This is a genomic window from Candidatus Frankia nodulisporulans (genome assembly GCF_902806475.1).
GTDB classification, from domain to species: domain Bacteria; phylum Actinomycetota; class Actinomycetes; order Frankiales; family Frankiaceae; genus Frankia; species Frankia umida.
This window is the reverse complement of record NZ_CADCWS010000036.1, coordinates 1-26,465: the sequence shown is the minus strand read 5'-3', so window position 1 is coordinate 26,465 and position 26,465 is coordinate 1. Positions and strand designations below refer to the sequence as shown.

The 26,465-nt window shown below is 72.0% G+C and carries 20 protein-coding genes, 2 tRNA genes and 1 pseudogene; 8 read left to right on the top strand and 15 right to left on the bottom strand.

Annotated elements, in window-relative coordinates:
• Window positions 1-2,225: LysM peptidoglycan-binding domain-containing protein (locus G6R24_RS06070; RefSeq protein ID WP_163548180.1), on the bottom strand; the 2,225-nt coding region annotated here is incomplete at its 3' end.
• A gap of 959 nt (window positions 2,226-3,184) precedes the next feature.
• Entirely contained in the window at window positions 3,185-3,427 is a 243-nt protein-coding gene (locus tag G6R24_RS06065) for a hypothetical protein (protein ID WP_163548179.1), read from the bottom strand.
• A 313-nt stretch (window positions 3,428-3,740) separates the two neighbouring features.
• Here G6R24_RS06065 and G6R24_RS06060 point away from each other — a divergent pair, with 313 nt between their 5' ends.
• A complete protein-coding gene (locus G6R24_RS06060; protein WP_225438174.1) occupies window positions 3,741-4,337 on the top strand; it encodes a hypothetical protein in 597 nt (198 codons plus the stop codon).
• A gap of 18 nt (window positions 4,338-4,355) precedes the next feature.
• Here the strand turns inward: G6R24_RS06060 and G6R24_RS06055 are convergent, their stop codons facing one another.
• From G6R24_RS06055 to G6R24_RS06020, 8 genes are all read right to left on the bottom strand, one after another.
• The gene (locus tag G6R24_RS06055) at window positions 4,356-4,640 is read right to left on the bottom strand and encodes a hypothetical protein (protein WP_163548177.1); all 285 of its coding nucleotides are present in this window, start codon (window positions 4,638-4,640) and stop codon (window positions 4,356-4,358) included.
• 102 nt (window positions 4,641-4,742) lie between these two features.
• Window positions 4,743-5,012, bottom strand: a complete 270-nt coding sequence (locus G6R24_RS06050) for a pyrophosphorylase (RefSeq protein WP_163548176.1) — start codon at window positions 5,010-5,012, stop codon at window positions 4,743-4,745.
• Between the two features lie 11 nt (window positions 5,013-5,023).
• Window positions 5,024-5,575 carry a hypothetical protein gene (locus G6R24_RS06045; RefSeq protein ID WP_163548175.1) on the bottom strand — a complete coding sequence of 184 codons (552 nt, stop codon included), beginning with the start codon at window positions 5,573-5,575 and terminating at the stop codon, window positions 5,024-5,026.
• A gap of 88 nt (window positions 5,576-5,663) precedes the next feature.
• Window positions 5,664-9,677, bottom strand: a complete 4,014-nt coding sequence (locus tag G6R24_RS06040) for an FtsK/SpoIIIE domain-containing protein (RefSeq protein ID WP_163548174.1) — start codon at window positions 9,675-9,677, stop codon at window positions 5,664-5,666.
• Window positions 9,678-10,330: 653 nt separating this feature from the next.
• Window positions 10,331-10,421, bottom strand: a tRNA-Ser gene (locus tag G6R24_RS06035).
• Between the two features lie 76 nt (window positions 10,422-10,497).
• Window positions 10,498-12,870, bottom strand: coding sequence for a [protein-PII] uridylyltransferase (locus tag G6R24_RS06030; protein ID WP_163548173.1), 2,373 nt, complete (start codon window positions 12,868-12,870; stop codon window positions 10,498-10,500).
• Window positions 12,871-13,045: 175 nt separating this feature from the next.
• Window positions 13,046-13,387, bottom strand: a complete 342-nt coding sequence (locus G6R24_RS06025) for a P-II family nitrogen regulator (protein ID WP_163548172.1) — start codon at window positions 13,385-13,387, stop codon at window positions 13,046-13,048.
• Entirely contained in the window at window positions 13,384-14,637 is a 1,254-nt protein-coding gene (locus G6R24_RS06020) for an ammonium transporter (RefSeq protein ID WP_244957082.1), read from the bottom strand. The genes G6R24_RS06025 and G6R24_RS06020 overlap by 4 nt, the downstream gene beginning before the upstream one ends.
• 534 nt (window positions 14,638-15,171) lie before the next feature.
• Between G6R24_RS06020 and G6R24_RS06015 the strand changes: the two genes are divergently transcribed.
• On the top strand, window positions 15,172-16,368 hold the full coding sequence (locus G6R24_RS06015; RefSeq protein WP_225438173.1) for a C40 family peptidase: 1,197 nt from the start codon (window positions 15,172-15,174) through the stop codon (window positions 16,366-16,368).
• A gap of 79 nt (window positions 16,369-16,447) precedes the next feature.
• Here G6R24_RS06015 and G6R24_RS06010 read toward each other — a convergent pair whose 3' ends face one another.
• The gene (locus tag G6R24_RS06010; RefSeq protein WP_163548169.1) at window positions 16,448-17,137 is read right to left on the bottom strand and encodes a metal-dependent transcriptional regulator; all 690 of its coding nucleotides are present in this window, start codon (window positions 17,135-17,137) and stop codon (window positions 16,448-16,450) included.
• Between the two features lie 145 nt (window positions 17,138-17,282).
• Between G6R24_RS06010 and G6R24_RS06005 the strand changes: the two genes are divergently transcribed.
• Both G6R24_RS06005 and G6R24_RS06000 read left to right on the top strand, forming a co-directional pair.
• The gene (locus G6R24_RS06005) at window positions 17,283-17,507 is read left to right on the top strand and encodes a DUF3039 domain-containing protein (RefSeq protein WP_011602139.1); all 225 of its coding nucleotides are present in this window, start codon (window positions 17,283-17,285) and stop codon (window positions 17,505-17,507) included.
• Window positions 17,508-17,712: 205 nt separating this feature from the next.
• Window positions 17,713-17,785 (top strand) — tRNA-Arg (locus G6R24_RS06000).
• Window positions 17,786-18,418: 633 nt separating this feature from the next.
• Here the strand turns inward: G6R24_RS06000 and G6R24_RS05995 are convergent.
• On the bottom strand, window positions 18,419-18,862 hold the full coding sequence (locus G6R24_RS05995) for a type II 3-dehydroquinate dehydratase (RefSeq protein WP_163548168.1): 444 nt from the start codon (window positions 18,860-18,862) through the stop codon (window positions 18,419-18,421).
• Window positions 18,863-19,070: 208 nt separating this feature from the next.
• Here G6R24_RS05995 and G6R24_RS05990 point away from each other — a divergent pair, with 208 nt between their 5' ends.
• The 3 genes and pseudogenes from G6R24_RS05990 to G6R24_RS05980 all read left to right on the top strand — a co-directional run.
• Complete coding sequence (locus G6R24_RS05990; protein ID WP_163548167.1) at window positions 19,071-20,237, top strand: DegT/DnrJ/EryC1/StrS family aminotransferase; 1,167 nt, start codon at window positions 19,071-19,073, stop codon at window positions 20,235-20,237.
• Window positions 20,234-21,457, top strand: coding sequence for a Gfo/Idh/MocA family protein (locus tag G6R24_RS05985; protein ID WP_225438172.1), 1,224 nt, complete (start codon window positions 20,234-20,236; stop codon window positions 21,455-21,457). The genes G6R24_RS05990 and G6R24_RS05985 overlap by 4 nt, the downstream gene beginning before the upstream one ends.
• 58 nt (window positions 21,458-21,515) lie before the next feature.
• Window positions 21,516-22,181, top strand: a pseudogene (locus G6R24_RS05980) (HAD-IA family hydrolase); the annotation flags it as partial.
• 364 nt (window positions 22,182-22,545) lie between these two features.
• Here G6R24_RS05980 and G6R24_RS05975 read toward each other — a convergent pair.
• The 3 genes from G6R24_RS05975 to G6R24_RS05965 all read right to left on the bottom strand — a co-directional run bounded on the left by G6R24_RS05975 (window position 22,546) and on the right by G6R24_RS05965 (window position 25,614).
• Window positions 22,546-23,541, bottom strand: coding sequence for an ROK family protein (locus tag G6R24_RS05975; RefSeq protein ID WP_338083863.1), 996 nt, complete (start codon window positions 23,539-23,541; stop codon window positions 22,546-22,548).
• A gap of 76 nt (window positions 23,542-23,617) precedes the next feature.
• On the bottom strand, window positions 23,618-24,535 hold the full coding sequence (locus tag G6R24_RS05970; protein ID WP_338083864.1) for a shikimate dehydrogenase family protein: 918 nt from the start codon (window positions 24,533-24,535) through the stop codon (window positions 23,618-23,620).
• Entirely contained in the window at window positions 24,532-25,614 is a 1,083-nt protein-coding gene (locus G6R24_RS05965) for a 3-dehydroquinate synthase (protein WP_175084251.1), read from the bottom strand. The genes G6R24_RS05970 and G6R24_RS05965 overlap by 4 nt, the downstream gene beginning before the upstream one ends.
• Window positions 25,615-26,051: 437 nt before the next feature.
• Here G6R24_RS05965 and G6R24_RS05960 point away from each other — a divergent pair, with 437 nt between their 5' ends.
• Window positions 26,052-26,435, top strand: a complete 384-nt coding sequence (locus tag G6R24_RS05960; RefSeq protein WP_163548166.1) for a hypothetical protein — start codon at window positions 26,052-26,054, stop codon at window positions 26,433-26,435.
• Window positions 26,436-26,465 lie beyond the last annotated feature (30 nt).

The following is a 26,465-nucleotide window of genomic DNA, read 5'->3' as shown; positions in this document are numbered from 1 at the left end:
GTGATCTCGTCGGCCGGCAGCGGTACCGGCATCGGTACCGGAGTCGGCGCGGGTATCGACACCAGCGCGGTCTGCGAGCTCATCGGGCCAGGGCCGGCGGGGCCGGCGGCGTCGGTGGGGCGGAACAGGTCGGCGACCGCGAGGTACTCCGCCGGCCAGAGGGCCTGGGCCCAGACATCGACGCCGAGCACACCCAGGGACAGCCGGCGGTTCGCGTCCACCGTGAACCGCCACTGCGCGATGGGTGTGTCGCCGATGGTGAGCACACCGATGGCATGTCGACGTCCCCGGGCCATCCGGCGCAGCCGTTCGGAGCTGGCCGAATCCACCGGTTCGGCGAGGATCAGCAGGTCTGGGGCGAGCGCATCGGGGTTTCCGGGGATGCGTTGACCCGCCTCCAACGGAAAGTCCGCGTCGCCGAGCTGAGCGGCTGGTTCCTCGTCGTCGGGTCCCGACAGCTCGTCCAACGCCCGCGCCACGCTGTCGGCGGTCCACAGCCGGTCCGGTGCGATGGCCAGCAGTTCGTTGACGGCGGCCTCCGGCGGAAAGCCGATGAGGCAGACCCTCAGGTCGTCGGACCAGATGTTGGTGGCCAGTTCCAGCGCGACAGTGATCGCCACCTGGAGAGCCACCGGCCGGTCGCCGAGCAGGCTGATGACGCCCGGGGCGCCCTCGAGGTCCACCAGGATGCGCGAGCCGGAATCGTCGTGACCGAAGGTGACCAGGGCTGGGTAGGGCGCCGGTATCTCGGCCGCGTCCAGGTCCGCCTCGCTGGGCTGGTCCGGGTCGCCGATCAGCGCGACGGACCGGTCGATCCACCATGATCCGGGACCGTCGGCGGCGAACCAGGGCGGCGGCGGCGGGTTCGGCTCGGCGGGCGCCATGTGCAGGACCAGCATCTGGTCGGTGAGGATGGCGGCGTAGACCGGGGGGAGCAGGCGCTGCTGCGCCGTGAGACTGACGGCGAGGGCTCGCAGCGCCCGGTCGACGAAGTGCGCGGCCTCGCGGTCGGCGGCCAGCACCAGGGCGTCCTCGGCCGGATTCGACGCCGACGCGTCGGATCCCGATTCGTTGCGCCGGTGGGCCAGCGCCGCGAGAACACCGGCGGCGAGCAGACCGGCCGCGGCCACCCCGACGAACTCCTGCGCCGGAACCAGCGCGGCGGCCGTCAGCGGTCGATCGACGTGACCGCCGTGATCCTCGGCCACCCGCATCTCGCCGCCCTGGCCGAAGCCACGCTCACCACGGTCCTCGTGGTGGGACTCGCCGACGGTGGAACGGTCGTGGTCACCGTCGGGATAGTCGTCCCCGTCGTCGTCCTCGTCGTCCTCGTATTCGTCCTCGTCCTCGTCGTACTCGTCGGCCAGGTCAACGTCGCGGCCGACGTCCGCGGGCCAGCCGCCGGTGATCTGCGACATGCGTAGCACGCGTAGTCCGTCGCCCTGGGCGTCCGCCGGCAGCAGCAGAACCCAGCCGGCATGGATGAGCGAGGGCTTGGACAGGGTCCGGCTGTCCGGCTGGGTGCGGCCCTCATTGAGATCGAAGATCTCCCGGTAGCGCAGGCCGTCACCGAGAAAGCGCTGAGCGATGCCCCACAGCGTGTCGTGGTGGCGCCCCCCGGCCGGACGCACCTCGTAGAGCTTGACGACCCGCTCGCCGGGCACGAGGCCCTGGTGGTCGTCCACGATCGGACTGGTCAGCTCCGGGCGACCGGGCCCGGCGTTCGCCCCGATGCCGGCGCCGTCGAAGGTACCCGCGCCGTGATCGGGCAGCTCAGCGGCCGGTGCGTCACCTGACCACGGCCAGGTCGCAGCGACCGGGGCGGCATCGTCGATGTCATCGACATCGACATCGTCGGCATCGTAGGTGTCATCGGGATCGTAGGTGTCATCATCGTAGGTGTCATCGGCGCCGACATTGACATCGTCATTGGCGTGGACGTCGGGATCGATGCCGTGGCCGGGGCTGGCGGGGCCGAGCCACGCGGGCGCCTCGTTCGGCGGCGTGCCACCGGGACGCGGGGGAACGGGCGGCGGATCGTAGGGACCGGGCAGCAGACCAGGACGCTGCGACCGGAGCTCGGCCTCGCCGGTCGCCGCCGACCGCGAGTGCCACGGCGGCTGCCCGGCCTGCCCGGGCTGCCCGGCCTGCCCGGGCTGTCCGGCCCGGCGCGAGCTGCGGTGCGGCAGCCTGCTGGCCTGGCCCGAACGCGGCCGGCGCGGCACTCAGCTGGGGAGCCGCGGGCGGCGACGGATAGCTGGCCGGACGCGGCCGGGCACCGCTTGCCTGGCTGTACGTGACGGGCACGACCAGGGCGGTCGTACCCGACAGCAGCAGGGCGGTGAGCACCAGCCGGCGGGCGACGGCCTGTGGAACACCGCCGCACGGTATGCGGGGTGCGAGCGCGCTGCCCCGTACCTCGGCGCGCCATTCCGCGAACAGGCAGGCGAGGAAATGCACCCAGGCCGCCCACAGCAGCAACGACACGACGGCCCGCACGATCGGCCCGGTGCCGCCGCCCTGACCGACCGGCGGGCCGAGCAGCACGATGAGCAGCACCGGCACGCCCACCACCGCGAGGACAATGGTCGTGATCGCCGCCGCTGCCGGGCACGTACCTGCGGGTCGACGGCGGGCAGTGACTGTCGGGACGGCACCCCGCCGGCGCCCACGGACCGGTCGTCCGGCGCCGGACCGCCCGGTGGTGGCGTTGCCGGCGGCGGAGCCGACGAAAACGAGGTGGTCGACATGGATCGCCCCCGATCAGGTACAGGGCCGGGCGGACGAGCGTGCCGGGTGGCGGTCGCCAGGAAGCCGCGGGGCACGCCACGTGGCGCTCATGCTAGGTCGGCCAGACCGGCATCCGGTGCGAAACGCGCGTTCTTCGGCCGTCCTGTGACGATCGACCGCAATTGCCCAGCTGATGGACACGAAGGGCTCCGAGTGCACGCGGGCCTCCTCGCAGGCTGCGTCCACCGGTGCCGGTCGGTGTCGGTCAGTTCCGGGCGGACAAACCCGCCGTGACCGTATCAGTGCGGTCGCGCTGCGGGAACGACAGGGTGACGGATACGGCGGTATGAACGCACGGTGGGAAGCCATTCCAGAGTCGGTGGATATCCGGACCTGGCTTTTGTCGCTCTGAGTAACTGTTCTTGTGTATCTGACGGTCGGTGTTGGCGGGGGCTCAGCGGGCGAGGTACTCCACCGCGAGATCCCCGTCGCAGGCGACGGGGATCTCGCGGCGTCGGGGTCGACGGCTGACGATCACTGCGAGGTCGTGGTGACGGACCTCCAGATGGGGCGGCGTGATGACGGCCGCGGCTGGTGCCGGCTCGTCGGAGAGCATCCGGAAGGCGGGGATGGCGCGGCTGCGGGTCGTGACGGTCACCGTGTCGCCGGGCTGGACGAGCTGACCCGGTCGTTCCACGCGCTGTCCGTGATCCGGTACGGCAGGCACAGCTGCTGCTTCTCGCGCAGGTGTTCCCGGTAGGGGCTCACCTAGGACGGTCGCGGCTCGTGGCCGAAGCCGGCCGGCGTGTGCCGGTTGCGGTGGCGCGTGCTGGTGTCGACGCGGGACAGGCCAGGTTTCCGACTCGGCGTGGTCACGGACTGGTGGCGCATTTCCGTCTCCTCCGTTAAGTTAGGCAAACCTAAGTGGCTGGCTCAACTATAGGTCGAGACGGAGGCCTCGGATGGCGGAGCAGCGGCGACGCGGCGGTACGGGCGCGGTCGAAGCGGCTATGGCGTTGATCGCAAACGCGCCTTATGCCAGCCTGGCGGGGTGGGACGGCCGCGTCGCCCATGGTCTGCGCTTCACCACCCAAGTGGTGCCGTCACCTTCGAGCGCACCCAGCGATCCCGTGACCGCTCCCTGGCTGGGCTCGGGTGTCTCGCCGGCCCATCCCGTCGCCGGATCGAGCGCGTCGAGGGAACGGGAGATCGAGACGGAGTCGCCGAGTGCCCCGGACATCGCCGGCCGGCTGACGCCCACCGTCGGCGCCCGGGTGGTGCTGCTGGCCCCGCGCACGTTCGTGGCCGGTCTCGCCCAGCGGGAACTCGCCGCGCGGCTGAACCTGTGCGGGTGGGCACCGGACACCCGCCGCTGGGTCTCGGTGGCCTTCGGCGGCTGGGTGTCCCTGCTGTCCAGCGCGGACCGGCATGTCGCGGCCGTCCATTTCGCCCAACGGCACCCGACGGATGATCTGCTGGATCTGGACGCCGGCTGGGCGCTGCTGCAGATGGATGTCGGCGAGGTGGTCGTGCGTACCAACCGGGAAGGCCTGCAGCTCGGCCGGATGGGGGCGATCGGGCTGCTCCTGCCCGTCCTGCGCGGCTGACCGGGGCGGGTGCGCGGCTCATCCGGCGTTCTGGATCTCGTTCTGGATCTCGGCGAGCCGGGCGCGCAGCTGGTCGAGCTGGGCGTGCAGATCCGTCAGGGTGCGTTCGTAACCAGGCCAGATGTTCGTTCGGAAGTCGGTCGCGGCCCGGCCGTCCCAGCTTTCGGGGTCGGTGAGGCTTCTGGCGATCGAGCGCAGCTCGTCGAAATGGCCCAGCAGGGGGCCGTTGACGATCGAAGCGAGATCGGAGACGGCGGCTACCGCTTCCGGAGTACTACGGACGGTGATGTCAATCGAGGTCATGGTCGCTCCTCGGATGTTCGGCGTGGGTTGGACCCGCGCGGCGGCGGATGACACGGGGGAGGCGGGGACGGGTCGCGGGATGGCGCCGATCCGGCCAGGCGATCAGCTGCCGGCTTCGGCGGTCCTGCGGTTGATCTCGGCGATGCCATGCGCGAGCTCGGTCAGGTTCAGGTGCAGGTCGGTCAGCGCACGCTGCACCTCCGGCCAGATCTGGCCTCGAAAGAGCTGCGCCTTGGGCCCCTCCCAGTTGCGTGGATCGGCCAGCGTGGAGCCGTGACCGATCAGGTCCGTGGCCGTGCGCTGCAACTCGGGCAACGTCTGGCTCATCCGGGACGCGGCCTGCATGGCGGTCGGGGTGGTGACGGTCCGCATACGGTTTCCCTTCAGGTCGGGGGCGGATGCCCACCGGGGGGAGACGAGTCGTCAGGGCCGGCGATCTGGACGGGTAGCAGCCGGCCGTGCTGGACGAGCAGCCCGCGGCCGGGCGGGCTGGGACCGGACCGGGCCCGCGGCAACCGGACGCCGAGCAGATCACCGTCAGTGGTTCGCCGCGGCGCCAGCAGCAGCCCGTGCCCTTCTCGGCGAAGGTCGACCGCGAACCCCCGGTACTGGAGCAGCAGATCCTCGGTCAGCCCGGCCAGCAGGAACGGCCCGGTGCTGCCCCGGCCGTGCCGCCAGTGCTCCGCGAGGGCGCCGGCCACCGGCTCCGCTACCAGTTCGGCGTCGTCCACCAGCACCGCCACCGGGCGACCAGCCGGCTGCCCGAGCGCCCACGGTGGCCCACACGTGTGCTGTGGCCTGCTCGGATCCCGCAGTTCGGCGTCGGCGAGGACGGTCACTCCCGGCTGGCCGCGCAGGTCACGCAGCGGCGAGGGCCGCGGTGCCACCACCACCATCGCCACCGCGCGGGCCAGCAGGACCAGCGCGAAGGTCATCAGGACCGAACTGCGCCCGGACCGCGGTGGGCCGCCGATGACGAACCCGGGGTTACCAGCAAGATCGACGGTGATGACGTCGAGGTCGTCACCGCCGACTCCGAGCGGTACCGCGGCCAGCGGCTCCAGTCGGCCGGGCGGAGCCGCGACCAGCTGGGCCCGGGTGATCCGCTCCGGCAGCGCCTCGACGCGCAGGGGTAGCGGGCCAGGGGGAGCCGCTGTCGGTGCGGTGCCCGCGGCGAGCGATCGCGCGTAGCGCGGCCACCTGCGCACGCCCGGCCGGATCCGGATCGAGCAGGCCCACCTGCACCTCGACCGGATCGGGAAACCGGCCGCCCACCACGACACCCCGGCCCGGCGGCTGGTCCTGGGGAAGGTCCGCCACCGGGATTCCGGCGAGAGCGGCATCCGCGGGATCCGTCATGCGCAGCACGAGCCGTTCGGGCACGAGAGCGGCGAACCGTCCGGTCAGACCTCTACGGTCCGCGGTGAGGACCACCGTGACGCCGGCCGCCGGCCCTTCCCGCAGCAGGTGCAGCAGAAGATCGACGGTGTCGCCGCCGTCGAGATCCTCGAAGTCGCTCAGAAAACCCTCCAGCCCGTCGACGAGCACGACCAGGTACGGGGGTGCGGTGTGGGCCTCGCCCAGCCGGCGTGCCTCGCGCAGGTCCGCGGCGCCCTCGGCGGCGAACTGGCGGCGTCGCCCGTCGACGAGGTCCGTCAGCCGCCGCAGGAGCCGGCTGACCCGGTCGGGGTCGCCGCGGTCGACCACGGCACCGGTGTGCGGCAGATCCGCCAGACCGCGCAGCGCGGCACCCCCGAAATCAAGGCCGTACAGGTGGACGTCGCGCGGGGACAACGTGGCGCCGATCGAACCGGCGATGGCGCGCAGCACCGTCGAACGACCCGATCGAGGCGCGCCCACGACCAGCAGGTGACCACCGTTCTCGACATCGGTCGTGAACGGCAGTTGCAGTTGTCGGGCGCAGTGGTCGGCCAGCCCGACGTGCACCGCCGGGAGAGCCGCCGCCTCAGCCTTGGCCTCCGGGCCGGGCCGGACGCCGTGGCGCGACCGCGACTGCGACGGGGCGGATGACAGGGGGAGGGTGAGCCGTTGCGGGAGCGGTGCGAGCCAGGGGCTGCGCGGCGCGGGAATCCGCAGGCCCTCGGCGGCCAGGCGCACGGCTCGGGCCAGGACCGTCAGATCGGTGGGGCCGGTCGCCGGATCATCGGATCGGGCGGGACCGCTCGCTCCGATAGCACCGCTCGCTCCGGCGGCACCGGCCGAATCCGGGCGGGTGCGCTCACCGGGGCGGGCATCGCCGTGACCGCGCCAGGGCCAGGGCAGCTCGACGATCTCGGGTGCGGGCAGGCCGACTCCCGGTCCTCGCCCGGCGGCGTCGGACCGCCCGGCGATGTCGCCGACCCAGGCGGTCTGCACGAGGTGCACCCGCCCAGGACCGGTCCGGATCACCGCCCGGCCCGGCGTGGCCCGGCCGATCAGGGCCGCGTCGGGCCGGCCCACCACGTCGTCGCTCTCGTGCGCGTCCGTGACCCGCAGGGCGATCCGCAGGTTGGTGTTGGCCCGGATCTCGGGTGAGACCACGCCACTCGGTCGTTGCGTGGCCAGCAGCAGATGCAGACCCAGCGACCGGCCGCGCTGTGCCAGGTTGACCAGACCGGCCACGAAGTCGGGCAGTTCACGGGCCAGCGTCGCGAACTCGTCGACGACGAGCACCAGACGGGGTGGAACCACGCCGGCGGCCAGCCGGCCGGGCTGGCGGGCCAGGGCGTCGAGGTCCTTGGCCGCGTACTCGGCCAGCAACGTCTCGCGCCGGCGCAGTTCGGCCGCCAGCGACGTCAACGCACGGCGGACCAGATGTGGATCAAGATCGGTGACCAGACCCACGGTGTGGGGCAGGGTCGCGCACTCGGCGAACGCGGCGCCGCCCTTGTAGTCGACCAGTACGAACACCAGCTCGTCGGGCCGGTAGGTCGCCGCGTGCGCGATGATGATCGTCTGTAGCAGTTCCGACTTGCCCGCACCGGTGGTCCCGGCGATGAGGCCGTGCGGGCCGTCCTCGGGCAGACTCAGCCTGAAGGTCTCCCCACCGGCGACGCCGATGGGGACGGACCCGATCCGACCCAGCCCGATCTGACCTGGTCTGATCTGACCCGGCGCGGTCGGCTCGGACCGGCCGCGGGCCCAGCGACGCTGGATCGCCGCCACCGACACCTGGGCGAGGCCGTCCAGGTTCACCAGGTGCACCCGGGTTGGCAGAGCGCCCTCGTCGGCGTCGGTGTCACGCAGCGGCGCGAGGGCCCGTGCGGTGGACTCGCACCAACGGATCGTGCCGGCAAGCTCGCCCGACCCTGCCGGCACACCGACCGGCCCGACCAGGTCGGACCGCACGTCGGCGGTCGTCGGGCCCTGATCCAGCCGAAGGACCAGGCGATCTTCGGTCGCCTCGACGACGGCTCGGCACTGCGCGGGCAGATGACGGCTCTCCCGTTCGAGACACACCAGGACAACGCCCGCCGCCGGACCCGCGTGCAGCAGCGCACGCAGCCCAGGCACCGTGTGCAGCGCCCGGGCGCCGTCCAGGATGACCAGGATCTCCGGGCCCGGGCGGGTCTGGCCCGCCGGGAGGTCGCCGCGCCCCTCGGCGAGCGAACGCAGCTCACGCACCGAGGAGACGCAGGCCTCACGTCCCACGGCGAACCGCAGCATCGCCGCGCCGACACTGGCACCGTTGCCGGCCGCGGCGGTGGCATCAGCCCGGTGGCAGTGCGGCAGCCAGCGAATCCACGACCAGGCCGGCGCGTCGGCGGGCTCCGCGACCAGCACCCAGATGGCCAGGTCCGCCGGGCTGTGCAGGACCGCTGCCTGCGCGACCAGCCACGAACCGAGCGCGCGGGTCACCGGTTCCGCTCCGGCCAGACCGGCGACTCCCAGCGACGCCATCTCGAGCAGCGCGGGCAGAGGTGCGCGCAGCCGTACCGCGGGTTCGCCCGCGGCGGCACCGGCGATCTCCACCAGGCTGGGCTGTGTGGCGACGCCCAGTCGAAGGTGGAGATAGTCCGGGTCGTCGCGGCGGCGCCGCCACAGCCGTTCGTCCTGGTGCCAGGCGGTGGTGAACAGCTCCGCTGGGCCGGGATGGTCGGCGTGTCGACGTTCCTGCTCCGCACGCAGCGCCGCCCGCGCCGCCCGGTTGATCTCGGCCGTGCCGCGCCGGTGGGCCTGCCGCTCCCGGCGGTAGGTGCGGCTGTCCCGACGACGGGAGCTCAGGACGGATGCCACCATGCTGACCGGTCCGAGCGCGGCGAACATCAGCAGTGTGGGCGAGTCCAGCACCAACGCCACCGCGGCGGCCGCCAGCATCGGCAGCACGGCGGCGATGACGGGGATCGGTGCTGGTCGCGGTCGGGTGGGCGCGGCGGGTAGCCGAAAGCTGCGGACCTCCTGCCGCGGACGGATGCGTGGCGCCCGATGCACACCCGTCGACCCGGTGCCGTCGGCCCGCGCGCGGGATGCCAGAGCCTGCGCCTGGGGTCGGACCAGGCGCAGGGTGCAGGCGGAGGACTCGATCGTGGCGAGGACCGAGCCTTGCGGCTCACCGCGGCTGGGGTAGGTGACGCGAACCTGGCGATGTGGACGTACCCGGCAACCGCCATCGGGGGTGACCCGTACGACGGCGAGCGGCCGCGCTCCCGGATCGTTCAGCCTGACCAGGCCGAGCGGTGTGCTGCCGAGGCGATGTTCGCCGATCGCCAGCGGATGGATGACACCGGCGCCGATACCGGCGCTCACCTCGAGATCGACCAGACCCGTTCCCGGGGCCCGGTGGGGAGCCGGCGCTCCCAGCACCAGTACGGCGCCATCCCGCAACGGCGACGCGCCAAGGCGCTGCGCCGGATCGAGTGGCCAGGGATGGCCGGTGAGGGTCAGACGTGGACAGGCGACCGCCCCGGCCGGTGCGAGGCGCAGCACGGTGCTGAGAGCGTGGGCCAGTTCGCGTAGCGGAGTGCGAGCATCGGCGCGCAGCAGAACATCGACCGGACGCCCCTGGCGGGCGTCGACAGCGGTGAACGCGATCTGCATGTGCCGGACAGTACGACCAGAAAAGCCGGCCTGGCCAGCGCCTGCGACGCCCTGTGTATGAACTCGAGGAAATGGTCGTAAGAATGCGGCTGAACGCGGCCGAAGAAGCGCGTCACTCGCTGGAGCGGGCCGCCTGGTCCGGGCGGTTTCGACATGCCCGGCAGCGGCCGGGTCGGAGCGAAGGTGCCCGGTGCCACCCGCGGCCGTGCACGTCAACTGGCCTGTCAGAGCGGCGGTCGGGCCAGGAAGGCCAAGGTGGGACCGCGGGTGCGCGGCCGGCGCCCGCGCCGCACGGCGGCCCGTCCCGGTTGCCGCCGGCGAAGATGTCGGTGCATTCGAGTACGCTTGAAAACGGCCGCACCGCGCAGTTCCATGCGGCAGTCGAGCAGTCCCAGGCGGCAGTCGAATAGTCGTCCGAAGGAATGGTTGACGAGACGGAAAAACCCATGTCCCGCAGGGGGAGAATCGAGTGGGAATTTCTCAGGAAAAAGGACGGTGTCTGTTTCTCATGGCCGTGAATGACACGCGGGGCGCAGTGCGTGGTCCGGTGAGAAGCCGATCGGGCGGCGGCCGTGGGAGCATCGGATGCCCTGGATGGCGATCAGGCCGATCGCGGGCCGGGCCACGACGGACCTGGCCCGCGAGACGAAGGGCGGAGGCTCCGGGATTTGAACCCGGGAGGGGGTTGAAGCCCCCAACCGCATTAGCAGTGCGGCGCCATAGACCGGACTAGGCGAAGCCTCCCAACGTGCTCGCTCATCATAGCGTCCCGCACGGCGGTGCTGGCAGGGTGGGTACCGGTCGGCGGGCGCGGCCTGGATCACAACCCCGGCGCGGCGCCCGCGGTGTCGGCGATGCCGGCGAGATCGGCGTCGTCGGCGGCCACCTCGGCGCCGAGCGCGCGCAGCACCGCTCGGGCGATCTCGCCCTGGCGGGCCGGGTCGGTGACCGGGCCGCCGTCGGCCTCCCGCAGGTAGAAGGCGTCGACGACGTCCAGGCCGAGGGTGGCGACGATGGCGGTGCCGACGTCGAGTCGCAGCTCGGACAGCGCCCGTACGATGCGGAACAGCACTCCGGCCTGATCCGGGGCGCGCACCTCCGCGACCGTGGCGGTGCCCAGGTCGTCGAAGCTCACCTGCGGCGGCCCGGGGGTCGTCCACTGCCGCACGCCGGCGTAGTCACGTTCCCGGTCGGCCAGCCGGCGGGCGATGTCCAGAGTTCCGCCCAGGGCGGCCCGCAGGTCGGCGAGCAGCTTGTCCCGCTCGGGCAGATATCCGTGCTGGGTGGCGACCGCGGCCTGCAGCAGGGCGCGACCGTCCGCGCTGCGGGCCGAGGCCCGGCGTATGTCGAGCCGGTTGAGTGCCAGCACACCGGCGGTGACGGCCAGCAGGCCGACCTGGTCGTCGGTGACCACCACGATCTCGAACATCCCCTCGTCAGGTAGGGGGTTGACCTGGATGACGTGCTCGGGTGTCAGCGCGAGCAGCGCACGCTGGCGTTCGTCGAGCCGGGGTGGGCAGGGGACGCTCTGTCCACCGAGCAGTGCCCGGGCTCGGGCCACCAGATCCCCGATCAGCCGCGCCTTCCAGGCGTTCCAGGCGGTGGGCCCGGTGGCCCGGGAGTCCGCCTCGGTCAGCAGGTGCAGCAGGGTGAGGATGCGTTCGCTGCCCGCCGCGCCGGCCACGGCCTGGATCGTCGCGAGATCGTCGATGTCGCGTCGGGTGGCGGACTCGCCGAGCAGCAGATGGTGGCGGATCATGGCGATGAGGACGTCGACGTCCGCGGGGGGCAGGCCCAGCCGCGGCCCGATCCGGCGGACCTGCTCGATGCCCGCGTCGGTGTGGTCGCCGGGATAGCCCTTGCCGATGTCGTGCAGCAACGCGCCGAGCAGCAGCAGGTCGGGTCGGTCCACGTCCCGGGTGAAGGCGGCGGCGCGTGCGGCCGTCTCGATCAGATGCCGGTCGACGGTGAAGCGATGGTAGGGATTGCGCTGCGGACGGCTGCGTACTGCGGCCCACTCGGGCAGCAGACGCACCAGCAGGCCGACCTGGTCCAGGGTCTCCAGAACGCCGATCGCGGCCGGCCCGGTGGCCAGCAGGGCGACCAGCGAGTCGCGCGCGGCCGGCGGCCAGGGGTCCGGCATGGACGGCGCCTCGCGGGCCAGCCGGTCCACGGCGAAGCGCCCCATCGGGACTCCGGTGCGGGCGGCGGCGGCGGCCACGCGCAGGACCAGCGCCGGGTCCTTCGTCGGATCGATGTCCAGGGCGAGCTGGATCTCGCCGTCCTGCTCGACCACACCCTCGTCGAGGGGGCGGCGGACCGGCCGGCGACTGCGCCAGCGGGACGTGCTGCGCAGGCCGGCCGCGGTGCGGTACCAGGTGGCGTCCCAGGCCCAGGAGATGGTCCGCCCGGCGTCGGCGACCGCGTGCGCCAGCGCCATCGAGTCCGGATAGCCCAGCGCGGTGGCGACCGCGGTGCCGTCCTGCAGCAGCAGTCGGTCCTGCGCGCGGCCGGCGTTGATCCGGCGGATCTCACCGCGGACGTCGAGCAGCACCTCGGCGGCGGCCAGCACCCGGGCGGAGGGGATCTCGGCGACCCAGGCGGCGGCGAGGGCGTGCAGGGCTGCGACGTCACGCAGACCGCCGCGGGACTCCTTGACATCGGGTTCGAGCAGGAACGCGACCTCGCCGAGCTGGTCGGCTCGTTCGGCCACGGCGGCGGCCAACTCCGGCAGCCGCTTGGGGGCTCGGGTGCGCCACCGGTCGCGGGCCCGGCGGGCCAGCGTGCGGACCAGCTCGTCGTCCCCGGCTATCTGGCGGACGTCGAGCAGCCCCAGGGCGGCCTTCAGGTCGTCGTCGGCCACCGCGATCGCCTCGTCGACGGTGCGCACGCTGTGGTCGAGGCCGATGCCGGCATCCCACAGCGGGTACCAGACGGCGTCGGCGACGGCGCTGACGTCCGACCGGCTGCCGTCGTGCAGAAGTACCAGGTCAAGGTCGCTGCCGAAGGCCGGCTGGCAGCGTCCGTAGCCGCCGACGGCCAGCAGGGCGATGCCGGGCCCGGGATCGCCCAGCAGCTCACGGAGCACATCGTCGGCCAGCTCGGTGAGCAGACCGCGCAGCTCGGCGCCGCGTTGCTCGGGCAGCGGGTCGCGGCGACCGCGCAGGATCTCCAGACGGTCCTGATCCGGCATGGCTGTCCTCCTCCGCACCCGCGGTGCGTTCGGCCGACGGGAGGTTCCGGACTCGCCGGACATATGGCGCGGCACCGCGTCAGATCTCACGCGGTGCCGCCACATGTGCTGTTCGTGCCGGTGCTGCACGTGGTGCGAGTGGTGCCTTGCGCTGCCTGTGGTGCCGTCGCGCGGTCTACAGGGCGTCGCTTCCGCGCTCCCCGGTGCGGACCCGCACGACCGAGTCGACCGGGACGACCCAGACCTTGCCGTCGCCGATCTTGCCGGTCTGAGCGGCCGCGGTGATCGCCGCGACCAGCTCGTCGGCGGACTCGTCCGCCACCACGACCTCGACCTTGATCTTCGGTACGAAGTCGACCTTGTACTCCGCACCGCGGTAGACCTCGGTGTGGCCCTTCTGTCGACCGTAGCCCTGGACCTCGGAGATCGTCAGGCCGTGCACGCCCAGCTTCTCCAGGGCGGCCTTGACGTCGTCGACCTTGAACGGCTTGATGATGGCGGTGACGAGCTTGGTCATGCCTGGGCCTCCTCGGGCACCTTGACCGGCGTCACGGAGGAGGTCAGCGAGCCGCCGCCCCCGATGGAGGAGTAACGGTAGGCCGTCTCCCCGTGCAGGGCCTCGTCCATACCGGTGACCTGGTCATCGTCGCTCAACCGCAGACCGATCGTGTACTTGATCGCCAGCGCGATGATCAGCGTGACCGCGGCGGAGTAACCGAGCGTCGCGCCGACGGCGAGCGCCTGCTCACCGAGGACGCTCCACGGGCCGCCGTAGAACAGGCCGTCCTTGCCCGCCGAGTTGGTGTCCACCGTGGCGAACAGACCGGTCAGCAGCGCACCGAGCACACCGCCGACCAGGTGGACGGCGCCGACGTCGAGCGAGTCGTCGATGCCGACCTTGCCCTTGATCGAGGTGGCCAGGGCGCAGATGACGCCGGCGAGACCGCCGACCGCGATCGAGCCCATCGGCGAGACGAAACCACAGGCCGGCGTGATGGCGACCAGACCGGCGACCGCACCGGAAGCCGCACCGAGCGTGGTGGCCTTGCCGTCACGCAGCCGCTCGACGGCGAGCCAGCCGAGGATGGCCACACCGGTCGCGATCTGCGTGTTGAGCAGGGCGAAACCGGCGAGCTTGTTCGCCGCCAGCGCCGAACCCGCGTTGAACCCGAACCAGCCGACCCACAGGATGCCGGTGCCGAGCAGGACGAAGGGCACGTTGTGCGGGCGGAAGTCACCCTTGGGCCAGCCGGTCCGCCGGCCCAGCACCACGGCCAGCACGATGGCCGCGATACCGGCGTTGGCGTGGACGACCGTGCCGCCGGCGAAGTCCATCGCGCCGCGCTTGTACAGCCAGCCGTTCGTCGCCCACACCCAGTGCGCGATGGGCGAGTAGACCAGCAGCGACCACAGGGTCACGAACACCGCGAACGCGCTGAACTTCATCCGGTCGGCGATGGAACCGGTGATGAGCGCGGGAGTGATGATCGCGAACATCATCTGGAAGGCGACGAACACCACGTACGGGATGGCGCCGTCCCCGCTGCTGAGGTTCTGCAGCGCCGTGAAGTGGAAGCCGCCCCAGAACCCGTTACCTTCGCCGAACGCCAGGCTGAAGCCCACAAGCGACCAGACGAGGGTGATGATGCCGATGACGAAGAAGTTCTGCATGATCATGCCGAGGACGTTCTTCGCGCGGACCATGCCGCCGTAGAAAAATGCCAGCCCGGGCGTCATGAACAGCACGATCGCGGAACTTATGAGCATCCACGCGGTATCGCCCGAATTCAATTCCATGTCTCTCCTGTCGTCCCCCCGCGCGTTGCGCGGACTGCGCTCACCCGGTCCCCCGCCACGCTGCGCTTGTCCCGGATCCTCGGGCCGAAGATTCGGCAGGATCTGTTCCGTACCTGTGTCTCCGCTGTTTCTGACGTGTGAATTCGCTAAATTGGGCGCCTAGTGGCCCGTTTTGGCGGCTTTACGGTGGGGGTGCGGAGACTCTCCGCCCGGATTCGCGCTCTTCCGTGACTGTACAACTGCCCACAGTTACGGTCCCGCGGTGTGAGCAGCGTCCCTACGGAGGGCTGGCATACCGCTGGCGAACCGTTTCCCAAGGCCCGCCATTCTCACGCCGCCACCCGGCGCGCACGCGCCTTCCGAGGTGGACGGCCCGACGTCCCACCGCCGGTTCCACCCCCGGTTGACCCGGACCCCACCAAAGTGGTGCGGCCGATACCAGGGCCAGCAAAAACGGCTGTTCCAAGAATGCTCACACCATCACCGACGGGGGCATATGCCCAGATGGACCGTGCTAAGAGCAATGCGGCTCGCGGGGCCTGGCCGGTGGCGCTGGGGCTCACCGGCCTCCTGCTGGCCGGCCCGACCACGCTGGTGGGCTCGGCTGGCGTGGCATGGGCGAACCCGGCCGAGAGCTCCTCGACCGACCTGGCCGGAGTCCAGTCCGAGATCGACGAGGCAAGCGCCGAACTGGACGCCCAGGCCCAGCAGGCGGCCCAGGCCGCCGAACAGTTCAACGCCGAGCGGATCAGGCTCGCGGCCGCCGAGCAGGCCGCGGCGGCAGCGGCGGCCCGCGTGGTCCGCGCCGACCAGGCGGTGCGGGCGGCCTCGGACCGGCACCGGGGTCTGGCCGTCTCCGCCGGTCGGGCCGGCGGTTTCAGCGAGCTGTCCCTGCTGTTCACCGGGGATCTGCAACATGCCCTCGACCGGGTCGGCGCGGTCAACGCGCTGGCCACCCGCCAGCGTCTGGCCGACACGTCCCTGCGCCTGGCGCGCCGCGACCTCACCGGGGCCCGCCACGACGCGGACGCGGCCCTCGCGGACAAGAAGGAGATCGTCGCGGATCTCGGCCGGCGCAAGCAGTCGCTCGAGGCCTCAGCCGATTCCCAAGGTCAGCTGTTGGACCGGCTCCAGGCCCGCTACGCCGAGCTCAAGCGGCAGGCCCTGGCCAGAGCCGAGGCGGCCCGTCGAGCCCGCCAGGCCGCGGCCGCGGCCGCCGCGGCCGCCCTCGCCCGACAGGCGCAGGAAGCGCAGAGCCGCTATCAGCAGGCCGTGGGAATCGCGGCGACCGCTGGCCGGAGTTTCGCCGCCACGCCGATCACCGCCGCACCCCCGCAGGCGCCACTGGGCAGCGGCGGCGCCGCGGTCGCGGTCCAGGAGGCCTACGCGCAGCTCGGCAAGCCCTACGTGTGGGGCGCGGATGGTCCCGGAACCTTCGACTGCTCCGGGCTCTCCCAGTGGGTGTGGCGCAAGGCCGGGGTGTCGTTGAGCCACTACACCGGTTCGCAGTGGAACGAGGGAAAGCGCGTCGGCCGAGCCGAGCTGGTGCCAGGTGACCTGGTCTTCTTCAACGAGGATCTGGACCACGTGGGGATCTACGTGGGGGGCGACCAGATGATCGACGCCCCACACACCGGCGCTGTCGTCCGGGTGGAGCCGATCTGGCCGAGTTTCCAGGGGGGCGTGCGTCCGGGCGCCTGACCTGATGGCGGGCGGCCCCGGAACTGGGCCTGTCGGACCTGCGCTCCTCGCGGAGCCAGTGGCCGACAGGCCCCCGGGTTCAGCGGTCGACGTAGACCAGTGCGGCGGTGCTGCGGCTGATCTCCGCGTCGGCCTGACCGTTGGGGTTCACGATGCGCACGAGGTCGCCGCGGGAGCCCGGCAGCACCTGGGCGCCCGGCACGATGGCCGCGTCCTGCAGGCGACGCATGGCGGACTCGTCGGTCTGCAGCCGCTCGGAGATCCAGCTCACCGTGACCGGCGGGCCGCCGTCGGCGGGTGCCCGGTCGGCCGTGGTCAGCAGGCTGACCGGAGCGATCCCCGGAACCACCGCCTCGGGGTGGAGCGCGGGCGGGATCTCGTTACCGAACGGGCAGCGCTTCGGGTCACCCAGCAGCACGGTGAGCCGCGCCTCGACCTCGTCGGAGATGACGTGCTCCCAGCGGCAGGCCTCGTTGTGCACCAGCGCCCAGTCGAGCCCGATGACCTTGGTGAGCAGGAGCTCGGCCAAGCGGTGCTTGCGCATGACCGCGGTCGCTCGCTGCAACCCCTTCTCGGTGAACTGAACCGTACGATCGTCGGCGAGGGACACCAGCCCCTCGTTGGCCATGCGAGCGGTCGACTCGCTGGCGGCAGGCGCGCTGACGTGCAGTCGCTCCACAAGGCGCGCGCGTAGCGGGGGGATGCCCTCTTCCCTCAGCTCGTACAAGGTACGGAGGTACATCTCGGTACTGTCGATGAGTCCAGTCACCGCTCTCCTTCGTCCCCTCCAGAGTACGCCGCGTCCGGAGCACGCAAGGGCCAGGTGTCCCGCGTGTGCCGTGTCTGTAGGCCGTGGGCCCGAAACCTCGCCGGTGGCCGGCGGCCGTGACGGGGCTCGGCACTAGAATCGCCTCATGAGCACGACTCAGATCGCACCCGAGACGTCCGACACCAGGACGGACGAGGGCGACGACCACTCCCACTACGCCCGCCGTGAGGAGATCGTCCGCGCCTCCATCGAGGGCGGACGGGTCACGGCGCTGTGCGGCTACAAGTTCGAGCCGGTGCGGGACCCTTCCCGGTTTCCCATCTGTCCGAAGTGCAAGGAGCTCGTCGAGATGGCCCAGCAGTTCGGCTGACGGTCGGCCTGCCGCCGGTCACCGCTGACCTTCCGGCCGCCGAGAGGTCAGCGGTGCGACGCGTGGACCAACGCCCGGCGGGTGGACGGCCGGCACGGCGTGCCCTTGGTCCCGGCCTCGTGTTGTCGGGCCTGCCGGCGTCTGGGCCGGTCGTAGTCGTACGATCGGCACCGGCCGGGCCCAGCGATCGCTGCCCGCCCCGCCCGCCCCAGTAGCTCAGTGGATAGAGCGACCGCCTCCTAAGCGGTAGGCCGTAGGTCCGATTCCTACCTGGGGCACCTTGGCACGCTGACCAGGCACGGACCGTGCTGAACGGACCGCACTGACAGGTCCGGGGTGGGTCAGGCACGCCGCCCGTCCGCTCGATCGTTCGCTCGCCGCCTGGGATCTGACGGGCGCGCGGAGCGCGGAGTGTGGCCGCCCGCATCTCGACGTGTCGTCCCGGGCAGGATCGTGCGCTGCCACTTCGCCGCGTGCCGGCCGGTATCCGGTGGGTGGGCGGCGGCGCGGGTCTTCCCGTGGCGGGGCGATGGGGGTGCGGTTCAGGACAGTCCGGCATAACCGCCGGGTCGGCGGTCCCGGCGTCGGCCTGGGTGAGGCGTCGGCACCGGCGCCGGCCGAGTCCGCGGCCGGCCTGACGGAAGAAAGTGCCCATTGTCCGGAATGGCGATCGGGCGGACCGTCAGGTTTACCGGCCGGGCCGATGAACAAAGTGAGTCGACTGTGTCGGCGGTCACGAATCCACCGGCCGTGATCCGGCGGGTGGCGGACCGCGGCGCCGCGGGAGGCGTCTCTTATGTCGGCCATCCCGCGGTCGGGCCGGGTACGGCTGGGGTGCGCACGGGCTGTATGCCCGCCTATATGGGGCCGCGGTCGGTCCTCGCGTCCATGGCATCGGCGGTGAATAGCAGCTATCCGGCTGGTGGTTGTCTCATAAATGATTGCCCGGACGCGGCGAGCTCGTAGCCCAGGGCGCCCAGCCCGACGACGACGCCACTGGCCAGCGCGGAAAGAATCGACTCGTGTCGGAAGGACTCCCGCGCCCAGACGTTGGAAAGGTGCACCTCGATCCACGGCGCGGGATAGTTGGCCAGGGCGTCCCGAAGGCTCCAGCCGTACATCATGAGTGCACCGGGATTGACGATCGCGCCCACCGAGTCGTAGTTTTCCTGAATCGCATGGATGAGCTCGCCCTCGGATTCCCGCTGAATCGAGAGTACTTTCCATCCCCGTTCGGCCACCCGTGCACCGACTGCGGATTCAATGTCGTCAAGGGTTGCCGTTCCGTATACCTCGGGTTGCCGCCGACCAAGTATGCCGAGGTTGGGTCCGTTCAGAAGTAGCAGCGTGCTCACAGTTTCCTCATCACATTGCCGACCCGACCGGCCGCGGCGGCCGGCACCGGCCCGGAGGCTACCGCAGCCGTGCTGAGGCCTCTGCGGACCGTGGCGACGAAAGGCCAGCCCAGTGGACGGCGACGGGCCCGGCGGCCCAGCCGCCCATGATCATCCGATCGTAGCGGGGCTATTGGTTGCGGATTGATTTTCGTATAGGGTAGGGACCATGAGCGGTGAAGTGCTACGCGCACCGGAGCTGCCGGCTTGGCCGCAGTACTCCGACGAGGAGCGCGACGGTCTGATCCGGGCTCTGGAGCAGGGCCAGTGGTGGCGCATGGGCGGCAGCGAGGTTGACAGCTTCGAACGCGAATTCGGTGCTTATCACGGCGCCGAGTACGCGCTGGCCGTCACCAATGGCACGCACGCCCTCGAGCTGGCGCTGCAGGTTCTCGGGGTCGGCCCGGGCACCGAGGTCATCGTCCCGGCGTTCACGTTCATCTCGTCCTCGCAGGCCGCGCAGCGCCTCGGCGCCGTGGCCGTGCCGGTGGATGTCGACCTCGACACCTACTGCATCGACCCGCAGGCCGCCGCCGCGGCCGTCACCAGCCGCACCAAGGCGATCATGCCGGTGCACATGGCCGGCCAGATCTCCGACATGGACGCGCTGGCCAAGCTGTCGGCCGACACCGGCGTCCCGCTGCTGCAGGACGCCGCGCACGCGCACGGCACCCAGTGGCAGAGCCGCAAGGTCGGCGAGCTCGGCTCGGTGGCGGCGTTCAGCTTCCAGAACGGCAAGCTCATGACCGCGGGCGAGGGCGGCGCGGTGACCTTCCCCGACGCGGAGCTGTTCGAGCTGGCGTTCCTGCGGCACAGCTGTGGCCGGCCGCGCACCGACCGCCGCTACTTCCACCAGACCTCCGGCTCGAACTTCCGGCTCAACGAGTTCTCCGCCTCGGTCCTGCGGGCCCAGCTCGGTCGGCTGGCCGGTCAGATCGACACCCGTGAGCAGCGTTGGCCGGTACTCGCCGAAGCACTTGCGGCCATCCCCGGCGTGGTGCCGCAGAGCCGCGACGAGCGTTGTGACCGCAACTCCCACTACATGGCGATGTTCCGGGTGCCGGGCCTGGGTGAGGACCGACGTAACGCCCTCGTCGACGCGCTCCTCGAGCGTGGCCTGCCGGCCTTCGCCGCCTTCCGGTCGATCTACCGGTCGAACGGTTTCTGGGAGACCGGCGCGCCGGACACCACGGTCGACGAGCTGGCGGCCCGCTGCCCCAACACCGAGGCGCTCAGCGCGGACGGCATCTGGCTGCACCACCGCACCCTGCTCGGCACCGAGGAGCAGATGCACCAGGTGGCAGCGGTCGTGGCCGACGTGATCGCGGCCCAGTGACCGCAGCGACCTCCGCGGCGGCGAGCGACCCGTCCCTCGACGCGGCGCCACTGCGGGTCGCCGTCGTCGGGCTGGGTTGGGCTGGGCGTTCGATCTGGCTGCCCCGGCTACGGGAACATCCACGGTTCGCGGTGACCGCAGTCGTCGATCCTGACCCGGCCGCGCGCACCGCCGTCGCCACGGACCTCGCCCCCGCGGGGCAGGACACGGACGCGGCCGGTGGGGCGTCCGGGTCGGCGGAGCTGGCGGTGTTCGCCGACGTCGACGAGCTGGCCGCGGCGGGTCCCGCCCGGCCCGACCTGGCCGTGGTGGCGGTACCCAACAACCGCCATGCCGACATCGCCGAACGGCTGCTGGCCGCGGGCATCCCGGTGTTCCTGGAGAAGCCGGTGTGCCTGAGCTCGGCGGAGGCCGACCGGCTGGCAGCGGCGGAGCAGGCGGGTGACGCGACGCTGCTGGCCGGCAGCGCCGCGCGCTACCGGGCCGACGTGAGCCGGCTCTACGAGGTGGCGGCGTCGCTCGGCGCCATCCGACACGTCGATCTGGCCTGGGTGCGGGCCCGGGGCATTCCCGACGCCGGCGGCTGGTTCACCCGGCGCGAGCAGTCCGGTGGTGGCGCGCTGGTCGACCTCGGCTGGCATCTGCTCGACACGCTCACCCCGCTGCTCGGAGCCGTCCGGTTCCGCGAGGTGATCGGGACGACGTCGGACGACTTCGTCAACGACGGTGCCTGGGCGGCGGCCTGGCGACACGGTGACCAGCCCGCGGACGGGCAGCCGGCGCCGGAGCAGCCGCCGCGGGTCGGTGGCGACGTGGAGGACACCGCGCGGGGCTTCCTGGTCACCGAGGACGGCACGTCGGTGGCGCTGCGGGCGAGCTGGGCCTCGCACGAGGCGCGGGACCTGACCGCGATCACCGTCGAAGGTACGGGCGGCACGGTGTCGTTGCGCTGCACCTTCGGGTTCGGCCCGAACCGGCAGGACCGGTCGCTGCTCACCCTCACCCGCACCGGCCAGACCAGTCCGGTGACCCTGCCGGACGAACCGATCGGCGCCGAGTACCGCCGGCAGCTCGACGAACTGCCGGCGATGCTGGCCGACCCGGCCTCCCGTGGTCGGGCGATCGCCGAGGTCCGTCCGACGATCGCCGCGATCGAACGGTTCTACGCCTGCGCACGCGTGTCCCGCCAGGCGCCGGATCTCGTCCCCGCGGGCCGATGACGCTCCGCCCAGCCATCATCATCACCACCACCGATGTCCAGTGAGCCAAGGGGGGCATGTGGGAACGGAACGTGAGAACGGGCAGGCCGTCGTCGTCCGACGCCAGGCAGTGATCTTCGATCTCGATGGTGTCCTGGTGGACAGCTTCGGCGTGATGCGCCAGGCGTTCACGATCGCCTACGCGGAGGTCGTCGGCGACGGCCTGGCCCCCTTCGAGGAGTACGAGCGCCACCTGGGCCGCTACTTCCCCGACATCATGCGGATCATGAATCTGCCGCTGGAGATGGAGGAGCCCTTCGTCCGGGAGAGCTACCGCCTCGCCAGCGAGGTCGTCCTGTTCGACGGTGTCGCGCACCTGCTGCGCACCCTGCGGGAACGCGGCTACGGGCTGGCCGTCGCCACCGGAAAGGCCGGGTCGCGGGCCCGTCACCTGCTCGGTGTGCTCGGTGTGCTCGACCTGTTCGACCATGTCATCGGCTCGGACGAGATCGCTCGGCCCAAGCCCGCACCGGACATCGTCCTGCACGCCCTGGCGCTGCTCGGCGCCGATGCGAGCACGGCGGTGATGATCGGGGACGCGGTCGCCGACCTCGACAGCGCCCGCGGTGCCGGGGTGATGGCCGCGGCGGCCCTGTGGGGCGAGACCGACGGTGTGGAGCTGATCGCGGCCGCACCGGATGCCGTCCTGCACCGGCCGTCCGACCTGCTGGTCCTGCTCGGTGAGTCGAGCCCGATCCCGGCGGGGACGGTCCCGGCTCCGACGCGGTCGAGCGGTGGCGTACCGGAGGTGCCCGCGGCGCGCACGGATGTGGTGACCGTCGTCCCGTCTCCGCGGCATCGTCCTCGGTGGGCGAACGGATTCTCACCGGCGACTAGCCGCCGGGCAGGGCCACGCATGCTCAGGGACGACATCGCTGTCATGGGCGGTCGTCGCCGCTGGCGGCCTGGCGGAGCGGACGAGTCCTTCTACAGGGACGAAACGGACAGAACTGCGCCGTGGGCCCTGTAGAAGGACCACGAAGATCGACACGTCCGGGATTATCGCGGCCTGCGGCGCCACTGTGGTCACGCCGGTCGTCGCCCCGCGGTCAGTCGGCCTGGCGGGCCAGCAGCAGGGCGCCGGACAGAGATGACAGTCCGCCGAGGACAGCGGCCTGGACCGGCGCCGGCGGATGCCCGGGTCGACCGAGGACGCGGGCCTGCTCGTCCACCGTGGCGGCGAAGCCCGGCAGGCCGTCGGCGAAGCCGCCGCCGACCACCGCCAGCCTCGGATGCAGGACCTCGGTCAGGCTGACCACGGCCACGGCCGCCGCCTGGGCGCTCTCCCGCACCGCGCGAACCGCCCAGCCGGCCTCCGCCAACCAGCCCGCGCGCAGCTCGGCGAACGGGACGCCGGCCGGCTCACCGCCGCCACCGCCGTCCGGCTCGTTGACGCCGGTGGTGGTGGCGGCGCGGTAGGCCGCGGCGCGACGCAGGGTGGCGGGGCCGCTGGCCGTCGCCTGGACGCAGCCGCGGCGTCCACATGTGCACACCGCGCCGGTCACCGAGATCAGCATGTGCCCGATCTCCGCCGAGCCGTGGCCGGGGCGCGGGCAGGGCCGGCCGGCCAGCACGAGCCCGCCGCCGACCCCGGTGCCGATGCCCAGGTAGACCAGATCGGGGCAGTCGGCCGCGGCCGCCTCGGCGAGCGCGGCGAGGTCACCGTCGTCGGCGTGGGCGACGCGGGCCCCGGGCACCAGCCCGCGCATCGCCGCCCCGAAGTCCAGGCCGGTCCAGCTCGGCCGGCCAGGCCAGGTCGTCACCCGACCAGCCGGATCGACGGTGGCGGGCATCGCGACGCCGACCGCGGTGAGCGGGCCGTTCCACCGGGCCCGCAGCGCCGCGACCCCGTCGGTGAGATCGGCCAGGTCCCGCGGGACGCTGGCGGCGGGCGTCCAGGGAAACGACGACTCCACCGGTGCGACATCGGCGCCGCCGCCCGGGCCACCGTCGGCGCCGCTGGGTTCGATGCGCAACGCGACCTTCGTGCCCCCGATGTCGATGCCGAGCACCCCCGGTGTCGGTGCGGACGCGGGCATGGGCATGGGACGCGCCTTTCACGGCAGGGGACCGGGCTGTCCGGGAACCGGGCTGGTGGGGGGCGAAGCTGGTGGGGTTGGGTCAGGTTGACGCGGTGACGTCGCCGCCGGGGGCGGTGAAGCCGAAGAACTCCCGGTAGAGGTCCACCTGCTCGGCCAGCATGGGAATGCCGGGATGGGTGCGCAGCCCCAGCGCGCCGGCCGCGTCGAGCAGCCTGGTGCGGGCCGGCTTCATGATGATGTCCGCCACCAGCGCGCCGGCTGGCAGGGTCTCCGGGGGGAACGGCAGCGGGTCGTCGGGGCGCAGACCGAGCGGGGTCGCGTTCACAGCGAGATCCGCGTCGGCCAACGCGGGTTGGACGGCACGTGTCACCTGTCCGGGCCAGTGCACGTCGAGACGGGCCACCAGATCCGCGCATCTCGCCTGGTCCGGGTCGTGAATGGCCAGTTGGCGACAGCCGGCGCCGAGCAGGGCGACGGCGATCGCACTGCCGGCACCGCCCGCCCCCATCAGGGCGACCCGCGTCCCCTCCAGGGGTTGACCGGTTCGGGCCAGACCGCGTACGAAGCCGGCGCCGTCGAAGTTGTCGGCTGCCCAGCCGCCTCCGGGCAGCCGACGCAGCACGTTGGCGCTGCCGCTGATCTGGGCGGCGGTGCTGCGTTCGGTGGCGAGTTCGTAGGCCGCTACCTTGTACGGGATGGTGACGAACACGCCGTCGACGTTGCCGGTGGCGGCGAACCCGGCCAGAACGGTGCCGAACGCCTCCGGGCGGGCCTGGACCGGGACGAGCACGGCGTCGATGGCCAGCCGCGCGAACAGCGGGTTGAGCAGGGACGGCGCCCGCACCTGGGTGACCGGGTCGCCGATGACGACATACAGCCGCGTGGTGCCGCTGACCGTGGGCATCGGCGCCGGCCCGAGCCCGGTGGCGGTGCCCGGCCCGGTGGTCTGCGCGGGTACGTCGGTCTGCGCGGGTACGTCGGCGACGGGAACGCTCATGACGCGGCGGATCGGGGCATGTCGGCGAGGGTGGCGCGGACATGCGTCTCGTCGATGTCGCCGACGAGCTGCGGTCCGTCCTGGCCGGTCAGGACGAACGTCAGCCCGGTGCCGACGGACTTCTTGTCCAACCGCATGACGGCGATGAGCGCGTCCAGGTCGATGCCGGTGGGCAGGGCCCACGGCAACCCGTAGCCACGGACGACCTCCAGGTGCTCCGCGACCTGGTCGGCGTCGATGCGGCCAAGGGTACCGGCGAGACGGCCGGCGAAGACGGTACCGACGGCCACCGCCTCCCCGTGGCGCATCGCGTAGTCGGTGACCCGTTCCAGGGCGTGGCCGAGAGTGTGCCCGTAGTTGAGGATGCGCCGCAGGTTCGTGTCCCGCTCGTCGCGGGCGACGATGCCGGCCTTGAGCGCGACGCTTGCCGCGATCTGCTCCGCGACCGGTCGACCCAACAGGTCCGGCGCTCCGATGAAGTGGGCGCGAGCGATCTCGCCGTAGCCGTTGACCCATTCCCGCCGCGGCAGGGTGGCCAGCAGTTCGGTGTCACACAGGACGGCGCTGGGCTGCCAGTACGCGCCGACGAGGTTCTTGCCGGCGGGCAGGTTGACCGCGGTCTTGCCACCGACACTCGCGTCGACCTGGGCGAGCAGGGACGTGGGCAGGTGCACGACGGGGGTGCCACGGTGGTAGAGCGCGGCGGCGAGCCCGACGACATCGGTGGTCGTCCCGCCGCCGCAGGAGACGACCACGTCGGATCGGGTCAGTCCGAACCCGGCGAACTGGCCGCACAGCGCCTCGACGTTCGCCAGGCTCTTGTCCGCCTCACCGTCGCGGGCCGCCAACCGCAGCGTGGGAACCCCCGGATCGGGGACGACCTCGGATGGCCGGGCGGAGACGATGACCGCGCGACGCGCGCCGAGGCGGGCGACGACGTCTGGCAGCGTGCCGCGCACCCCCGCGCCGATGTCGACCGGATAGGTGCGATCGCCCAGACTAACGATCACCCGCCGGCGGTCGGAGCCGAGCTGTTCGATCGGGCGGCTGAGTCGCCCAGTGGCAGGTCTGCCGGTCACGTCTGGTCTCCGGATCCGCGAGGTTTCGGGGCGCCGGACCCGCCAGGCCCGCCGCGGGGCAGATCCGGGGGCCGGATGCGCTGGCCCACCCGCGGGCTGGTCCGCCGCGACGCCGTCGCCCCAGTCTGCCCCGGATGCTCCTGGCGTTGGACACCGGGGCCGGTTCCGTCGAGCCGACCTCGGGAGGCCGCCTCGGGAGCCCGCCCTGGCTGGGGCGGACGATCTGTCCGAGGGTGCGACCGGGTTCACATGCGGTAGCGCCTTCGGGTGATCGTGGGTGCCGGTCCGATTCACTTCTCGCGTCGAATCGCGACAGCGGGCACAAAGTACGTCAGGCTCTGGGGCACGCCCCGGAACCGGGACCGGGAGATGTCACTTACGCGCGGCGCGAGCGCTGTCGCGGAGACCGCCGACACGGCGGCCAGGAGGAGTGTGCGATGACCAAGGCCACCGCCGAGACCAGTGCCGATTCCGGGGCAACGGTTTCGCGGCCGGCGGGAGAAGGCCCAGCCCCGAACCCGCCCGCGGCGGAGGAACCCGCGGCCGACCACGATCCTCCGCATGCGGAGGATGATGTCGAGTGGGAGGCCGATCCGGCGCTTGAACCGGTCGACGAACTGCCGGACGCACGTGCTTTGTGGATCATTGCCTTCACGTTCGCGGCGCTCGGCCTGTTCTTTCCGCTGGCCGGGCTGATCGCGATCGGATGCGGCGCGCTGGCCTGGCGTCGGGGTAGCGGTCGTGGTCGGATCGCGACCTTCGTGGCCCTGGGGACGACTCTGGTCGGTATCCTGCTGACGGTCGTCGTGCTGCTGCGCTGAGTATCTGGTGCGCTGAGTATCTGGGCAGGC

Coding starts and splice junctions, on each gene's coding strand:
- G6R24_RS05970 (WP_338083864.1), bottom strand. CDS start 24,535: ATGAGCGTTCCCGTCGCCGACGTACCCGCGCAGACCGACGTACCCGCG.
- G6R24_RS06005 (WP_011602139.1), top strand. CDS start 17,283: ATGAGCACGACTCAGATCGCACCCGAGACGTCCGACACCAGGACGGAC.
- G6R24_RS06040 (WP_163548174.1), bottom strand. CDS start 9,677: ATGCAGATCGCGTTCACCGCTGTCGACGCCCGCCAGGGGCGTCCGGTC.
- G6R24_RS06055 (WP_163548177.1), bottom strand. CDS start 4,640: ATGACCTCGATTGACATCACCGTCCGTAGTACTCCGGAAGCGGTAGCC.
- G6R24_RS06060 (WP_225438174.1), top strand. CDS start 3,741: ATGGCGTTGATCGCAAACGCGCCTTATGCCAGCCTGGCGGGGTGGGAC.
- G6R24_RS06020 (WP_244957082.1), bottom strand. CDS start 14,637: ATGCTCATAAGTTCCGCGATCGTGCTGTTCATGACGCCCGGGCTGGCA.
- G6R24_RS06015 (WP_225438173.1), top strand. CDS start 15,172: ATGGACCGTGCTAAGAGCAATGCGGCTCGCGGGGCCTGGCCGGTGGCG.
- G6R24_RS06030 (WP_163548173.1), bottom strand. CDS start 12,870: ATGCCGGATCAGGACCGTCTGGAGATCCTGCGCGGTCGCCGCGACCCG.
- G6R24_RS05975 (WP_338083863.1), bottom strand. CDS start 23,541: ATGCCCATGCCCGCGTCCGCACCGACACCGGGGGTGCTCGGCATCGAC.
- G6R24_RS05990 (WP_163548167.1), top strand. CDS start 19,071: ATGAGCGGTGAAGTGCTACGCGCACCGGAGCTGCCGGCTTGGCCGCAG.
- G6R24_RS06045 (WP_163548175.1), bottom strand. CDS start 5,575: ATGACCTTCGCGCTGGTCCTGCTGGCCCGCGCGGTGGCGATGGTGGTG.
- G6R24_RS06025 (WP_163548172.1), bottom strand. CDS start 13,387: ATGACCAAGCTCGTCACCGCCATCATCAAGCCGTTCAAGGTCGACGAC.
- G6R24_RS06050 (WP_163548176.1), bottom strand. CDS start 5,012: ATGCGGACCGTCACCACCCCGACCGCCATGCAGGCCGCGTCCCGGATG.
- G6R24_RS05960 (WP_163548166.1), top strand. CDS start 26,052: ATGACCAAGGCCACCGCCGAGACCAGTGCCGATTCCGGGGCAACGGTT.